This is a genomic window from Mesorhizobium sp. LjRoot246 (assembly GCF_964254115.1).
In the GTDB taxonomy this organism is placed as follows: Bacteria; Pseudomonadota; Alphaproteobacteria; order Rhizobiales; family Rhizobiaceae; genus Mesorhizobium.
On the sequence record NZ_CAXUSN020000001.1, the window covers coordinates 963,341 to 979,052 of the forward strand.

Annotated in this window: 12 protein-coding genes; 10 read left to right on the forward strand and 2 right to left on the reverse strand. The window is 63.9% G+C overall.

What is annotated here, in order from left to right; genetic code table 11:
• Positions 1-52 precede the first annotated feature (52 nt).
• From mnmE to ACSQ3L_RS04505, 5 genes are all read left to right on the forward strand, one after another.
• A complete protein-coding gene (mnmE, locus tag ACSQ3L_RS04485) occupies positions 53-1,384 on the forward strand; it encodes a tRNA uridine-5-carboxymethylaminomethyl(34) synthesis GTPase MnmE (RefSeq protein WP_436158844.1) in 1,332 nt (443 codons plus the stop codon).
• Between the two features lie 342 nt (positions 1,385-1,726).
• On the forward strand, positions 1,727-3,607 hold the full coding sequence (gene mnmG, locus ACSQ3L_RS04490) for a tRNA uridine-5-carboxymethylaminomethyl(34) synthesis enzyme MnmG (RefSeq protein WP_436158845.1): 1,881 nt from the start codon (positions 1,727-1,729) through the stop codon (positions 3,605-3,607).
• Positions 3,604-4,236 (forward strand): 16S rRNA (guanine(527)-N(7))-methyltransferase RsmG, encoded by a 633-nt coding sequence (rsmG, locus tag ACSQ3L_RS04495; RefSeq protein WP_436158846.1) that lies wholly within the window; start codon positions 3,604-3,606, stop codon positions 4,234-4,236. The genes mnmG and rsmG overlap by 4 nt, the downstream gene beginning before the upstream one ends.
• A gap of 56 nt (positions 4,237-4,292) precedes the next feature.
• On the forward strand, positions 4,293-5,093 hold the full coding sequence (locus tag ACSQ3L_RS04500; RefSeq protein WP_436158847.1) for a ParA family protein: 801 nt from the start codon (positions 4,293-4,295) through the stop codon (positions 5,091-5,093).
• Between the two features lie 80 nt (positions 5,094-5,173).
• A complete protein-coding gene (locus ACSQ3L_RS04505) occupies positions 5,174-6,061 on the forward strand; it encodes a ParB/RepB/Spo0J family partition protein (protein WP_436158848.1) in 888 nt (295 codons plus the stop codon).
• 307 nt (positions 6,062-6,368) lie between these two features.
• Here the strand turns inward: ACSQ3L_RS04505 and holA are convergent, their stop codons facing one another.
• Complete coding sequence (holA, locus tag ACSQ3L_RS04510; RefSeq protein WP_436158849.1) at positions 6,369-7,412, reverse strand: DNA polymerase III subunit delta; 1,044 nt, start codon at positions 7,410-7,412, stop codon at positions 6,369-6,371.
• Between the two features lie 383 nt (positions 7,413-7,795).
• Between holA and ACSQ3L_RS04515 the strand changes: the two genes are divergently transcribed.
• The 5 genes from ACSQ3L_RS04515 to ACSQ3L_RS04535 all read left to right on the forward strand — a co-directional run bounded on the left by ACSQ3L_RS04515 (position 7,796) and on the right by ACSQ3L_RS04535 (position 14,438).
• Positions 7,796-9,028, forward strand: coding sequence for a 3-methyl-2-oxobutanoate dehydrogenase (2-methylpropanoyl-transferring) subunit alpha (locus tag ACSQ3L_RS04515; RefSeq protein WP_436158850.1), 1,233 nt, complete (start codon positions 7,796-7,798; stop codon positions 9,026-9,028).
• A gap of 2 nt (positions 9,029-9,030) precedes the next feature.
• Positions 9,031-10,044 carry an alpha-ketoacid dehydrogenase subunit beta gene (locus tag ACSQ3L_RS04520; RefSeq protein WP_436158851.1) on the forward strand — a complete coding sequence of 338 codons (1,014 nt, stop codon included), beginning with the start codon at positions 9,031-9,033 and terminating at the stop codon, positions 10,042-10,044.
• 1 nt (position 10,045) lies between these two features.
• Positions 10,046-11,488 (forward strand): 2-oxo acid dehydrogenase subunit E2, encoded by a 1,443-nt coding sequence (locus ACSQ3L_RS04525; RefSeq protein WP_436158852.1) that lies wholly within the window; start codon positions 10,046-10,048, stop codon positions 11,486-11,488.
• 200 nt (positions 11,489-11,688) lie between these two features.
• Entirely contained in the window at positions 11,689-13,086 is a 1,398-nt protein-coding gene (lpdA, locus tag ACSQ3L_RS04530; protein ID WP_436158853.1) for a dihydrolipoyl dehydrogenase, read from the forward strand.
• 254 nt (positions 13,087-13,340) lie between these two features.
• Entirely contained in the window at positions 13,341-14,438 is a 1,098-nt protein-coding gene (locus ACSQ3L_RS04535) for an ISAs1 family transposase (protein ID WP_436158456.1), read from the forward strand.
• Positions 14,439-14,518: 80 nt separating this feature from the next.
• Here the strand turns inward: ACSQ3L_RS04535 and ACSQ3L_RS04540 are convergent, their stop codons facing one another.
• A complete protein-coding gene (locus ACSQ3L_RS04540) occupies positions 14,519-15,622 on the reverse strand; it encodes a saccharopine dehydrogenase C-terminal domain-containing protein (RefSeq protein WP_436158854.1) in 1,104 nt (367 codons plus the stop codon).
• Positions 15,623-15,712: the final 90 nt, after the last annotated feature.

The following is a 15,712-nucleotide window of genomic DNA, read 5'->3' on the forward strand; positions in this document are numbered from 1 at the left end:
GGTGCGATTGGCTGATGGGCGTGAAGCTAGGGCGGTTCGGTAGAGCGGGCAAATGATTTCAGGCGATTCCATCGTAGCGCTGTCGAGCGGCCGGCTGCCGGCCGGCGTCGCCGTCATTCGCATTTCCGGCCCGCATACTCGATTCGTAGTCGAAACGATTGCCGGAGGCATGGTTAAGGACCGCGCGGCGGTTTTGCGCAGATTTAGGGCGCCCGATGGAACCGTGCTCGACACTGGCCTGGTTGTCCTCTTTCCCGGTCCGGCCAGTTTCACTGGCGAGGATGTCGCGGAATTCCACGTTCATGGCGGACGCGCCGTGGTGGCAAAAATGCTGGAGACGATCACTGGCTTTGACGGCGTCAGGCACGCGGAATCTGGCGAATTCACGCGCCGTGCCTTTCTCAACGGCAAGGTCGACTTGGTCGAGACCGAAGCATTGGCGGATCTCGTCAATGCCGAGACCGAGGCGCAACGGCGCTTCGCGGTGCAGAATGCCGAGGGTGTCCAGAGCGAACTCTATCTCGGCTGGCGCCGCCGGCTGATCCATGCCCGTTCCATGATCGAGGCCGAGATCGATTTCGCCGACGAGGACGACGTCCCCGGTTCCGTTTCGGATACGGTCTGGTCCGATGTTAGGACGATGATCGACGAGATCGACCAGCACATCGCCGGGTTTCGCGCCGCCGAGATCATCCGCGACGGCTTCGAGGTCGTCATTCTGGGCGCGCCGAATGCCGGTAAATCGAGTCTGTTCAACGCCCTGGCGCGGCGGGATGCCGCTATAGTAACGGATGAACCAGGCACGACCAGGGACCTACTTGAAGTGACACTTGATCTCCAGGGGCTGCGTGTCAGGCTCATCGATACCGCCGGCCTGCGCCATGCCGCGGGGAAGGTCGAGGCGATCGGCATCGAGAAGGCCAGGGCCAAGGCCCACGGTGCCGATCTCCTGCTGTTGCTTCATGATGTGGCGGACCCAAGGGATATTGGTTCGCTGCCGACCGTGGCGCCGACCCTGCGCGTCGGCACGAAGCTCGATCTGCTCGACAGCGGCGCGGTGAGCGAGGTCGCCGGCCTCTATGACCTCGTCATCTCGGTGAAGGACGGGACCGGCGTGGAGGAATTGCTGGCGGAAATTGGCCGGCGTGCGGCGGAGACGGCCGGCAGCGCCGGCGATATCCTGCCGTCGCGCCTGCGCCACGTCGAATTGCTTGGCGAGGCCAACCGCCATCTGCGTCGCGCCACCGACGACTGGATGATCGGGCAGGAGCTGCGCGCCGAGGAGTTGCGGCTCGCCGCCGATCGCCTCGGCCGAATCGTCGGCGCCATCGATGTCGAGGACATGCTGGACGTGATTTTCTCACAGTTCTGCATTGGGAAATGACTCACGTGAAACAGTGATTGGCGGGAACCTGATCCGCTATGGCCTAACGGCTCGGATGCCACACTTTGATGAGCCATATGCCTTGCTGATTTTGGCAAAACGCCCATCTTAGGATGACGAAATCGAGGAGCTTCGGCCAATCCTGAGCCAGGAGACGAACTATGAAGTCCTGGCTGGCACCTAAGCCCGTGAATAGTTGACCGGCGGCGTGACTCACGTGAAACATGGCCCCAATTGCATCGCCAGCCTTGTTTCACGTGAAACTCATCGCGGAGTTTTCTTGACAGCACCGCCCTACGGGGACATGTGTCCCTCATTCTTCTGAGTCCAGGACTTTTGGAAATGACCGATCACTATGATGTGGTTGTGGTGGGCGGCGGCCACGCGGGTTGCGAGGCGGCTAGTGCTGCCGCGCGCGCCGGTGCCAGGACAGCGCTGGTGACGCTGCGTTTCGACACGATCGGCGTGATGTCGTGCAATCCGGCGATCGGCGGGCTCGGCAAGGGTCATCTGGTGCGCGAGATCGACGCCATGGACGGCCTGATGGGGCGCGTGGCGGATGCGGCCGGCATTCAGTTCCGCCTGCTGAACCGTCGCAAGGGACCCGCGGTGCGCGGGCCTCGCACGCAAGCCGACAGGAAGCTCTACCGCCTTGCCATGCAGGAAGCGATTCGGCAGCAGAACGATCTCGACGTGGTCGAAGGCGAGGTTCTGGACTTCGAGATCGTTGCCGGGCAGATCGCGGCGGTTCTCCTGGCCGATGGCCGGCGCCTGGCTTGCGGCGCCATCGTGCTGACGACCGGAACTTTTTTGCGCGGGCTTATCCATATCGGCGAGAAGAAGATCGTCGCCGGCCGCATGAACGAGCAAGCCAGTCTTGGTCTGTCGGCGACGATGGACCGCGCGGGCTTCAAGCTGGGACGGCTGAAGACCGGGACGCCGCCGCGGCTCGATGGCCGGACAATCGATTGGGCGTCGCTGGAAAGCCAGGCCGCGGATGCGGATCCGGTGCCGTTCTCGCTGATGACCGACCGCATCACCACGCCGCAGATCGAGTGCGGCATCACCCGCACGACCACGGCCACGCATGAGCTGATCCGCGCCAATCTCGGCCGATCGGCCATGTATTCCGGCTCGATCGAAGGGGTCGGGCCGCGCTATTGCCCGTCGATCGAGGACAAGATCGTCAAGTTCGGCGACAGGGACGGGCACCAGATCTTCCTTGAGCCGGAAGGGCTCGACGACGACACGGTCTATCCCAATGGCATCTCGACCTCGCTGCCCGAAGACGTGCAGCTCGATATATTGAAAACCATTCCGGGGCTGGAGCGGGCCGTCATGCTGCAGCCCGGCTATGCCATTGAATATGATCATGTCGATCCGCGCGAGCTGCATCAAACGTTGGAGACGAAGCGCATCAGCGGCCTCTTCCTCGCCGGTCAGATCAACGGCACGACCGGCTATGAGGAAGCGGCCGGGCAAGGCCTGCTCGCCGGCCTCAATGCGGCGCGACGGGCGGCGGGGAGCGAGCAGATCGTGCTCAGCCGCACCGAGGCCTATATCGGCGTGATGGTCGACGATTTGACCAGCCGCGGCATCGCAGAGCCCTACCGGATGTTCACCTCGCGGGCGGAATTCCGGCTGTCGCTGCGCGCCGACAATGCGGATGAGCGGCTGACGCCCCTGGCGGAGAGGCTGGGCATTGCCTCAACGCCGCGGATGCAGCGCTACGGGCAGGTCATGCAGCGTCTCGATGAAGCGCGGGAGCTGGCGAAATCGCTCATCATGACACCCAATGAGGCGGCGCGGCACGGGCTGGAGATCAACCGGGATGGCGTGCGCCGGTCCGGTTATGAATTGCTGTCCTATCCCGACGCCGATGTGGCCTGGCTGGCTCGTGTCGATCCGCGCTTTGCGGCGATTGACGACAAGACGGCGGAGCGCCTCGAAACGGAAGCGAAATATTCGGTCTATCTCGATCGCCAGAAAAGCGATGTGGCGCAGATCCGGCATGAGGAGAGCCGGCTGATTCCGGAGGCGGTCGACTTCGCCGGGGTGCCAGGCCTGTCCAACGAGTTGAAGCAGAAGATGCAGGCGCGGCGGCCGCGCTCCATCGCCGATGCCCAGCGCATGGAAGGCATGACGCCGGCGGCGCTGGCGATCATCGTCTCGCATGTCCGCCATGCGGAGAGCGCCCAGCGCCCACAAAGGGATGTTGCGTGAGTTCCATGTCCCTGGAGAGCCTGCAGGACGCGGCAGGCCCGGTTTCACGTGAAACATTCGATCGGCTGGTGGCGTTCGAGCAGATGTTCCAGAAATGGAATCGGAGCATCAATCTGGTTGCGCAATCGACGTCGGGCGATGTCTGGCAGCGCCATATCCTGGACAGCGCGCAGCTCGGGCGCATAGAGCCTCAAGCCACGCGCTGGGTGGATCTCGGCTCGGGCGCCGGATTTCCGGGCCTTGTCATGGCTTTCCTGCTTGCCGAGCGTGCCGGCGCCAGCATCGATCTGGTTGAAAGCAATCGCAAAAAAGCATCCTTCCTGCAGACTGTCGTTGGCCAGTTCAGCCTGCCGGCGCGGGTCGTGGCACGCCGCATCGATAACAGCCATGCGCTTGTTTCGACACCGCAAATCGTGACCGCGCGGGCGCTGGCCTCGCTTTCGACCTTGCTGGACCTGTCGGCGCCCTGGCTGATTTCAGGCGCGCGCGGCCTGTTCCACAAAGGCCGGGATTACCGCGCCGAAGTGCAAGAAAGCGTTCACCGATGGTCCTTCGATCTGGTAGAACATCCCAGTGTGACCGACCCGCATGGGGTCATCCTTGAACTGTCCAACCTGCGACCTGCCTGATCCGGCGACTTTGTCAGGCACTTTGGCGACCCAAAATGAACTTCTGGCATAGACCCATGATGAAGAATGGCCCCCGAATCATCACCGTAGCCAACCAGAAGGGCGGTGTCGGCAAGACCACCACCGCCATCAATCTGGCGACAGCGCTGGCCGCGATCGGCGAAAAGGTGCTGATCGTCGATCTCGATCCGCAAGGCAATGCCAGCACCGGCCTCGGCATCGACCGCAAGGATCGCACGGTGTCGTCCTATGATGTGCTGACCGGCGAGCTGGAGCTGGAAGCCGCGGCCATTCCCACGGCCGTGCCTGGCCTGTCGATCGTGCCGTCGACGCTCGACCTTCTCGGTATTGAAATGGAGATCGCTTCGGCGCCGGACCGGGTGCTCAAGCTGCGCAATGCCCTTCGCGCCGCGACCGCCCGCGGGGCGCCCTTCGGCTATGTGCTGATCGACTGCCCACCGTCGCTCAACCTTTTGACTTTGAATTCAATGGCGGCGGCCGATTCGGTGCTGGTGCCGCTGCAATGCGAGTTCTTCGCGCTCGAAGGTCTCAGCCAATTGCTGGAAACGGTTGAGCAGGTGCGCCGCTCGATCAATCCAGACCTCACCATCCAGGGCATCGTGCTGACCATGTATGACGGCCGCAACAATCTCGCCAACCAGGTGGTGCAGGATGTGCGGGAACATATGGGCGACAAGGTCTACGAGACCATCATCCCGCGCAATGTGCGCGTGTCCGAGGCGCCGTCCTACGGCAAACCTGCGATCCTCTACGATTTGAAATGCTCGGGAAGCCAGGCCTATCTGCAACTGGCGTCGGAAGTGATCCGCCGCGAACGTAAATTACGCGCTGCTTGATTAGATCCTCCGCAAAGTTAGAAGCCGATTCGATACCGAAACGACCGCTGGCCTTAGGAAGACGGGACCCTGGAATAGAGATGAGCGAAGACCTTTCGAGAAAGAGACTGGGGCGCGGGCTGGCAGCGCTGATCGGAGAGATCGACCGCCCGGCAGCACCCGAAAAGCCCGGCATGAGCGCCGATGGCAAGGTTCCGATCGAGTTCCTGACGCCAAATCCGAAAAATCCGCGCCGGCATTTCGGCGATGCTGAACTGACCGATCTTGCCCAGTCGATCCGCGAACATGGCGTGGTCCAGCCGGTGGTAGCGCGGCCTTCGCCGGGACAGGCCGGCCGCTACGAGATCATCGCCGGCGAGCGGCGCTGGCGCGCGGCGCAGCGCGCCGGGCTGTCCGAGATCCCGGTCATCATCCGCGAGGTCAACGACCGCACCGCGCTCGAACTGGCGATCATCGAAAACGTCCAGCGCACCGACCTCAATGCGGTCGAGGAAGCGCTTGGCTATCAGCAGCTGATCGACGAGCACGGCTACACCCAGGCCGATCTCGGCCAGGTGATCGGTAAGAGCCGCAGCCATGTCGCCAACACGCTGCGGCTGCTCAAGCTGCCCGAGGTGATCCGCGACATGCTCGTCGACGGCGCCCTGTCGGCCGGCCATGCCCGCACGCTGGTGACGGCGGAAGATCCGGCCGGCCTTGCCAAGCGCATCGTCGAAGAGGGGCTTTCGGTGCGCCAAGCCGAAGCGCTGGCGCAGGTACCGGCCGGCGCCGCTCCGGCCAAGCCGAAGCAGCCGCAAAGCGCGCCGGAAAAAGATGCCGACACGCTGGCGCTGGAAAAGCTGTTGACCGACACGACCGGCATGATCGTGTCGATCGACCACAAGGGCAAAGGCGGCGAGCTTCGGGTGGCGTATCGCTCGCTGGAGCAGCTTGACGAGCTGTGCCGCAGGCTGAAGCAAGAGCGGTAGTTAGCCGGCGAATGAAATTCTGACTTAAGATGAAGTTGGTTTAAGAGGTTTAAGAGGCTGGCGGTTGCCGGCCTTTCTCTTTGCGGCGCCGTGTTTGGCGAAGGCGGTGAAGCTGCCAATCTCCCCCCAAGTGGGGGGAGATGTCCGGCAGGACAGAGGGGGGCGTGAAGGAACGCCAACCTTGGCAAGCTAGCTAGCCTAGCCGCAAGCATCCAAGGCGCGTTTTTTGATTGAGACATCGGCGGGACAGCGCCCCCCTCTGGCTTGCCAGCCATCTCCCCCACGAGGGGGGAGATTGGCAAATCTCCTACCGCTGTGCCAACCTACTGCTCTCCACCGCAATCCCAAGCAGTGCCTGTCTTGCCAGCGCGACGGCAAGATCCGGCCGCCGCCTGGTCTGCAGCACCGCGGTCTGCAGCCGGGTCAGGGCGCGGCCGAGCGCTTCGGTGCTCCAGCGCTCCAGCGCCTTTTCCACCAGCTTACGCCTGGAGAAAAACACCGGCGGGCGGGCGGCGGCGACCACCGAGGCGGCGTTGCGGTTGCCGGACTCCATCTGGCCGCGCATGGCCTGGATCTGCTGCAACTGCCGCATCGCCGAGGACAGCACCAGGAAGGGCTGGCCGCCGGACTGACAATGGCGGGTGAAGGCGGTGTCGAAATCGCCGATCTTGCCTTCGAGAAGCGCATCGACGGCATCGTCGAAAGAGGCACCGGAGACGTCGCCCGACATCGCCTTGACCGCCTCCAGGCCGATCTCGGTCTGGCCATGGGCATAGAGCACGAGCTTCTCGATCTCGCCGCGCGAGGCCAGCCGGTCGCCGCCGAGATTTCGGCGCAGCGCCTGTCTCGCCTCCATGGTCATCGACATGCCGGCCTTGCTCAATTCGCCGTCGATGACGGCATCGATGTCGCGGGCTTCATCGGCATAGCAAGGCAGGGCCATGGCGTTGTCGGCCGCCTCGACGATGGCGCGCAGCCCGACGCCCTTCTTCAGATCGCCGGCCTCTATGAGAATGATGGCATCACGCGGCGGCTCCGCCGTCAGCGCCTTGACGTCGTCGGCCAATGCCTTCTGGCCGCTGGCATTGCGCACCCAGAGCAGCCGCCGGTCGGAAAACATCGGCACGGTGCGGGCTTCGTCGAGCAGCCGGCCCTCGTCGCGGTCGACCTCCGAGCCCTCGAGCCTGACCACCGAGAACGGATCGTCAAGCGAAAGGCCGGTCTTGCCGGCAAAAGCCTTTGCCCGCTCGGCGACGAGACCACGGTCGGGACCGTAAAGCAGGACGATCGAAATGCGCGCATCAGGCCGCGCCAGCCACCCGTCGACCTCGTAAGCTTTCTTCTGTGCCATGGCGGGTTGGTTAGCATGATGCGGGGGCGGGGTGAAATGGGGTTCGGCTGGGTTCCTCGCCCCTTGATGAGAGATCGACCCCCACTCCGTCGAGCTGCGCTCGCCACCTCTCCCCCGATCGACGGGGTAGAGGAAGGGCGCGAGTTTGCTGGCCGATCGCCTTATCTGCCAGCAAACCCTTCCCAACCTTGTCCCAAATTGCGCGCGACCGCCTAACATCGACAAGAAATTTCGCGGACATATCTTCATCTTGGGTGCGGGAGGCTGCGTCGGCCGGCGCGGCCGGGGCTGGAGGCTTGCCCGACGAATTCGCACTGGCGGCGCGGATATGCAAATATCTTTCCGGGCAAATTTGGGCCAGGCGACATTGGAGGACGAAGGTCATGGCCGATGCTGGGATGTTGCGGTTTCATGTGCCGGAACCGGAAGTGCGGCCGGGCGGAACGCCTGACTTTTCCAATGTGCCGATCCCGAAGGCCGGCTCGGTGCCGCGCCCCGAGATCGATGTCGATCCGCGCACCATCCGCGATCATGCCTTTTCGATCATCCGGGTACTGAACCGCAACGGCGAAGCCGTCGGGCCGTGGGCCGGGCTGCTCTCCAGCGACGAGCTTCTCACGGGCCTGCGCCACATGATGACGCTGCGGACCTTCGACGCCCGCATGCAGATGGCGCAGCGGCAGGGCAAGACCTCGTTCTACATGCAGCATCTGGGCGAAGAGGCGGTGGCTTGCGCCTTCCGCAAGGCGCTGGCGCCGGGCGACATGAATTTCCCCACCTATCGCCAGGCCGGGCTGCTCATCGCCGACGACTATCCGATGGTCACGATGATGAACCAGATCTATTCCAACGAGGCCGACCCGCTGAAGGGAAGGCAGCTGCCGATCATGTATTCGTCGAAGGAGCATGGCTTCTTCTCGATCTCGGGCAATCTGGCGACGCAGTATATCCAGGCGGTCGGCTGGGCGATGGCATCGGCGATCTCGAATGATTCGAAGATCGCGGCCGCCTGGATCGGCGACGGCTCGACGGCCGAATCCGACTTCCATTCGGCGCTGGTGTTCGCCTCCACCTACAAGGCGCCCGTGGTGCTCAACGTCGTCAACAATCAGTGGGCGATCTCGACCTTCCAAGGCATTGCGCGCGGCGGCTCGGGCACGTTCGCGGCAAGAGGCCTCGGCTTCGGCATCCCGTCGCTGCGCGTCGACGGCAACGACTATCTCGCCGTCCATGCGGTCGCCAAATGGGCGGCGGAGCGGGCGCGCAGCAATCTCGGGCCGACGCTGGTCGAATATGTCACCTACCGCGCCGGCGCGCATTCGAGCTCGGACGACCCGTCCGCCTACCGGCCGAAGACCGAATCCGACGCTTGGCCGCTCGGCGACCCGATCGTACGGCTGAAGAACCATCTCATCGCGCTCGACGTCTGGTCGGACGAGCGGCACGCCCAGGCCGAGGCGGAGATCCTCGACACGGTGATCGCGGCGCAGAAGGAAGCCGAAAGCCACGGCACGCTGCATGCCGGCGGCAAGCCGTCGACCCGCGACATGTTCGAAGGGCTCTATGCCGAGATGCCGCCGCATCTGCGGCGCCAGCGCCAGCAGGCGGGAGTCTGACCATGCCGAGACGGACGATGATCGAGGCCATCCGTGATGCGATGGACGTGTCGATGGGGCGCGACGACAAAGTCGTCGTGTACGGCGAGGATGTCGGCTTCTTCGGCGGCGTCTTCCGCTGCACGCAGGGCCTGCAAGCCAAATACGGCAAGAGCCGCTGCTTCGACGCGCCGATCAACGAATCCGGCATTGTCGGCTCGGCCATCGGCATGGCCGCCTATGGGCTGAAGCCGTGCGTGGAAATTCAGTTTGCCGACTACATGTATCCGGCCTACGACCAGCTGACCCAGGAAGCGGCGCGCCTTCGTTATCGCTCGAACGGCGATTTCACCTGCCCGATCGTGGTGCGCATGCCGACCGGCGGCGGCATCTTTGGCGGCCAGACGCACAGCCAGAGCCCGGAAGCGCTGTTCACCCATGTGTCTGGGTTGAAGACGGTGGTGCCGTCCAATCCGCATGACGCCAAGGGCCTGCTGATCGCAGCCATCGAGGATCCCGATCCGGTGATCTTCCTCGAGCCGAAGCGGCTCTACAACGGCCCATTCGACGGCCATCACGACCGGCCGGTGACGCCATGGTCGAAACATGAGCTGGGCGAGGTCGCCGACGGCCACTACACGGTGCCGCTCGGCAAGGCGGCGATCCGCCGGCCGGGTTCCGCCATAACCGTGCTGGCCTACGGCACCATGGTCTATGTCGCGCAGGCCGCCGTCGAGGAAACCGGCATCGATGCCGAGATCATCGATCTCAGGACCTTGTTGCCGCTCGACCTCGATACGATCGTGGCTTCTGTGAAGAAAACGGGACGCTGCGTCATCGTGCACGAGGCGACGCTGACCTCCGGCTTCGGCGCCGAACTGTCGGCGCTGGTGCAGGAAAACTGCTTCTACCATCTGGAAGCGCCGGTGATGCGGGTCGCCGGCTGGGACACGCCCTATCCGCACGCGCAGGAGTGGGACTATTTCCCCGGTCCCGCCCGCGTCGGCCGCGCTTTGCTTGAAACCATGGGAGCCTGAGATGGGCGAACACATCATCAAGCTGCCTGATGTCGGCGAAGGCGTCGCCGAGGCCGAGCTCGTCGAGTGGCACGTCAAAGTCGGCGACATGGTGCGCGAGGACACCGTGCTTGCCGCCGTCATGACCGACAAGGCGACGGTCGAAATCCCGTCGCCGGTCGACGGCGAAATCCTGTGGCTGGGCGCCGAGATCGGCGACACGGTGGCGATCGGCTCGCCGATCGTGCGGCTGAAGGTGGCGGGCGAGGGGAATGTCGTGGGTGGTACGACGCCGGCAAAAGTCACGGCTGAGAGTACCCCCACCCCTAACCCTGCCGGGGCGAGCCGCGGGTCTCGCCCGTCCTTCGGACCCCCACAAGGGGGAGGGGGACGCGCTTCAACCACGAAGGCCGACGTGAAGTCAGCTACTTCCAAGAATGCGCCTAGAACCGCGAGCGTCAGTGAGTCAGATGCCGGCGCAGGCACGGCAGAGACGGAATCACCCTCCCCCTTGTGGGAAGGGGCTAGGGGTGGGGGTACAGCGCCGACATCTCAAGTTGCTGCACCCTCCGGCGCTCCGCGTCCCGAAGGTGAAAAGCCGCTGGCTTCGCCGGCTGTTCGTCTGCGGGCAAAAGAAGCCGGCATCGATCTCAGGCAGGTTGCGGGATCCGGCCCGGCCGGCCGCATCGGCCATGAGGACATCGAGGCTTTCCTGGCGCGCGGACCGCAGGTCGGCAGGACATCCGGCCTTGCCCGCAACGACGCTGTCCAGGACATCAAGGTGGTCGGCCTGCGGCGCAAGATCGCCGAGAAGATGTCGCTGTCCAAATCACGTATCCCGCACATCACCTATGTCGAGGAAATCGACGTCACAGCACTTGAGGAATTGCGCGCCGCGCTCAACAAGGAGAAGCGGCCGGGCGTGGAGCGGCCGAAGCTGACGCTGCTGCCGTTCCTGATGCGGGCGATGGTCAAGGCGATAGCAGACCAGCCTAACCTCAATTCGCTGTTCGACGACGAGGCCGGCATCGTCCACCAGCATGGCGGCATCCATATCGGCATCGCCGCGCAGACGCCGTCCGGGCTGGTGGTGCCTGTCGTCAAGCATGCGGAGGCGCGCGACATCTGGGATTGCGGCGCCGAGGTCATCAGGCTGGCCGAGGCGGCCAAGTCCGGCACCGCGACACGCGACGAGCTGTCCGGCTCGACCATCACCATCACTTCGCTCGGCGCCATGGGCGGCGTGGCGACGACGCCGGTCATCAACCATCCGGAAGTGGCGATCATCGGCGTCAACAAGATGATGGTGCGGCCGGTGTGGGACGGCACCCAGTTCATCCCGCGCAAGATGATGAACCTGTCGTCGAGCTTCGACCATCGCGTCATCGACGGCTGGGACGCGGCGGTGTTCATCCAGCGGATAAAGACGCTGCTGGAAACGCCGGCGCTGATTTTCGTGGATTGAGGGGTGATGAGAACCGTCGCAAAGACCCCCTCACCCGGATTGCCAACCGAATTGCAAAGGCAATTCGGGGCAATCCGACCTCTCCCCGAGAGGAGAGGAGGTAGTCAACGCTGGCGCCAGTCTCTTCTCCCCAGCGGGGAGAAGGTGGCCGCGAAGCGGCCGGATGAGGGGGCCTTCCTCACCAGAAAGAGCGTATCGTCATGAAAGAAATCTCCTGCAAGCTGCTCGTCATCGGTGCCGGTCCCGGCGGCTATATCTGCGCCATCCGTGCCGGACAGCTTGGCGTCGACACGGTGATCGTCGAAGCCGGCAAACCGGGCGGCACCTGCCTCAATGTCGGCTGCATCCCGTCCAAGGCGCTGATCCATGCGGCGGAAGAGTTCGAGAAGGTCTCACACATGCAAGGCGGCAAGAGCCCGCTCGGCATTTCGGTCACCGCGCCGACGCTCGACCTGGCGAAGACGATCGCCTGGAAGGACGGCATCGTCAGCCGGCTCAACAGCGGCGTTGCCGGCCTGCTGAAGAAGGCCGGCGTCAAGACCGTTCATGGCTGGGCGAGCTTTCGCGACGGCAAGACCGTCGCTGTCGAGACCGAGACGGGTAGCCAAGTGATCCGTGCTGAAACCATCGTGATCGCCACAGGCTCGGCGCCGGTCGAGTTGCCGTTCTTGCCGTTCGGCGGATCGGTGATTTCGTCCACCGAGGCGCTGGCGTTCAGCGAAGTGCCGAAGAAGCTTGCCGTCGTCGGTGGCGGCTATATCGGCCTCGAGCTCGGCATGGCCTTTGCCAAGATGGGCGCCAAGGTGACCGTGGTCGAGGCCTTGCCGCGCGTGCTGGCGCAATATGACGCGGAGCTTACCCGGCCTGTCGTCAAGCGGCTCAACGCACTCGGCATCGAGGTGATGCTGGGTGCCAAGGCCAAGGGGCAGTCGACCAAAGGCGACGCGCTGCTGATCGAGACATCGGACGGCAAGAGCGCCAAGGTTGCCGCCGACAAGATCCTGGTGACGGTCGGGCGCAAGCCGGTGACCGAGGGCTGGGGGCTCGACCAGATCGACCTCGACATGGCTGGCAAATTCATCCGCATCGACGACCAGTGCCGCACCTCGATGCGTGGCATCTTCGCCATCGGCGACGTCACCGGCGAGCCGATGCTGGCGCACCGGGCGATGGCGCAAGGCGAGATGGTCGCCGAGATCGTTGCCGGCCACAAACGCAGCTGGGACAAGCGTTCGATACCGGCCGTCTGCTTCACCGATCCGGAACTCGTCACCGCAGGCCTGTCGCCGGAAGAGGCCAAGGCGCTCGGCGGCGAGATCAAGATCGGCCTATTCCCATTCGCCGCCAATGGCCGGGCGATGACGAAGCTCGGCGAGGACGGCTTCGTCCGCGTCGTCGCGCGCGCCGACAACCATTTGGTGCTCGGCATCCAGGCGGTCGGGCAGGGTGTGTCGGAACTGGCGGCGGCCTTTGGGCTGGCGCTGGAAATGGGTGCAAGGCTGGAGGACATCGCCGGCACCATCCATGCGCATCCGACGCAGGGCGAAGGGTTCCAGGAAGCGGCGCTGAAGGCGCTGGGCCACGCGCTGCATGTTTGAGTCGCGATAGCGCAAAAGCGGTGATGCCGGCGGGACAGCGCCCCCCTCTGTCCTGCCGGACATCTCCCCCTCAAGGGGGGAGATTGGCAGTTTCGGGCAACCCGCCTCTTCCAAAACTTTCAAAATTGGCGAAGTCTAAGATGACAGCCGATCTCCCCCCTAGGGGCAGGGGAATCGCATTTGAGTAAGAGTGCGTCTTGCGCCGAGTTAAAAGATTGATTCTTTAGCGGCCTTCTCCTTGAAGATGAGGCCGTATGTCGTTTCTGTTTTCGATTTTGCGTGAAGTCCGGGACCCGCGTGACGTCAACGCGCGTCATGATCTGGCGGAGCTTCTGTTCTTGGCTCTGGTTGCCACGCTTTGTGGTGCCAAGAGCTGTGTTGATATTGCCGATTTCGTCGAGGGGCGGGAAGACGAGCTGAAAGAAATCGTGACGCTGGAGCATGGCTGTCCAAGCCACGATACGTTCAGCCGGGTGTTTCGACTTCTTGACGCCGAGGAGCTTTCGCGCAGCTTTGCCGCCTTCATGGCAGCGTTGCGACAAACGCTTGGGCCTTCGCCGCGCGGCGTGGTGGCGGTCGACGGCAAATCGCTGCGGCGCGGCTACACCAAGGGTCGGGTCTTTATGCCGCCTTTGATGGTGAGCGTGTGGGACGCCGAGACAAGGTTGTCGATTGCCGCTGCCCGCGCGCCCGAAGGCGACGAGGTCACAACCACACTGGATCTTCTGAAGAGCTTGGATTTGAAGGGCTGCACGGTGACGGCGGATGCGCTGCACTGTCGTCCCGACACGGCCAAGGCGCTGATCGGCAAGAAGGCGCACTATGCGCTGGGGCTGAAGGGCAATCGCCCCAAGCTGTTCGCCGCAGCAGAGCGAAGCTTCGCCGCAGCCGGCGAGATCGCCTTCTTCGAGACCAGCGAAAGCAGCCATGGCCGTACCGAAACGCGAAGAGCCTCGGTGCTGCCGCTCAAGCGGCTGCTCGACGCGCCGGACTTTCCCGGCCTCAAGGCGATCGGCCGCATCGAAGCCACCCGCAGCGTGGCAGGCGGCAAACCCACCACCTCGGTCCGCTATGTCGCACTTTCCAAAGTGCTCATGCCCAAAAGACTGGCCGAGACCGTCAGAGCACATTGGACCATCGAGAACCAGTTGCATTGGAGCCTCGATGTCGTCTTCCACGAGGACGATGCCCGAACCCGCAAGGATAACGGGCCGCAAAACCTGGCCATCATCCGACGTCTCGCTCAAAACATCTTGCAAGCCCATCCGATCGACAAATCCATCGCAGGCAAGATGCGAAGAGCCAGATGGAACAAAGACTTCCTCTTCCAGCTCTTTACTCATATGCGATAGCCCTGCCCCTAGGGGGGAGATGGCCGGCAGGGCAGAGGGGGGCACTGTCCCGCCAGCCTCTCACAAGAGAGACACGCCCATCACCCCGCCAGCCGGCTCACCATCTCGTGCTGCGCATAAGCCCGGCCGAAGCGGTTGGCGAGGAAGGCGTCGAGCGCGATGTCTTCCTGCTTGATGAAGCCGGTCGCCGGCAGGCTGCCGTCGGCGAGCATGTCGAGCACGGCGCAGATGCCGGAGGCGGTGGTGATCTGGATGGCGCTGCGCACCTGGTCGCCGATGCGTTTCGAGTAGATCTTGTTGGCGTAGGTTTCCTGCAGCAGGCGGCCGTTCTTGCGGCCGGAGACGGTGACGAAGACGATGACGACGTCCTGCAGCGTCGCCGGCAGGGCGCTCTCGAAAATGTCCTTCAGCACGTCGCGGCGGTGGCGCAGGCCAAGGTCGTTGAGCAGCGCCTTCATGATCGCGGCGTGACCGGGATAGCGGATGGTGCGGTAGTTCAGCGTGCGCACCTTGCCCTTCAGCGTCTCGGCCAGCGTGCCCAGCCCACCGGACGTGTTGAACGCCTCGTAGGTGACGCCGTCGAGCGAGAATTCCTCGCGCTCCTCCAGCGGCGGCACCTCGATCAGTTCGCCCTCGACGATCGCTTCGCAGGGCTCGCAATATTCGTTGATGACGCCGTCGGTGCTCCAGGTCAGATTGTAGTTCAGCGCGTTGGACGGATATTGCGGCAGGGCGCCGACGCGCATGCGCACGCTCTCCAGGGAGTCGAAGCGGCTGGCGAGATCGTTGGCGACGATCGAGATGAAGCCTGGCGCCAGGCCGCATTGCGGGATGAAGGCGCTCTTGCCCGAGCGCGCCAGTTCCTTGACCCGGCGGGTCGAGACGACATCCTCGGTCAGGTCGAGATAGTGCACGCCGGCACTGGCCGCCGCCTCGGCGATGCGCGTGGTCAAATGGAAGGGGGCAGCGCTGAGCACCGCGAACTTGCCGGCGAGTGCTGCTTCCAAGGTACCGGCTGCTTCGATGTCGAGCTCCAGCGTCGCGACCGTGGCCGGCAGTTCGGCCGCAGTGAGCTGCGCCGCCGAGCGGTCGACGAGGGTGACCTGGTAGTCTCCGGTGGCGGCGAGCATCTCGGCAATGGTCGAGCCGATCTTGCCGGCGCCGACAACAACAATTTTCTTCATGACCGATCCCTCACTGATTGTGAGCACAGAATCGCAGCTTGCCCGTCGAAAGGAAGCGTGGAATTGTTCGAAACGAAACGTCTGATTGCG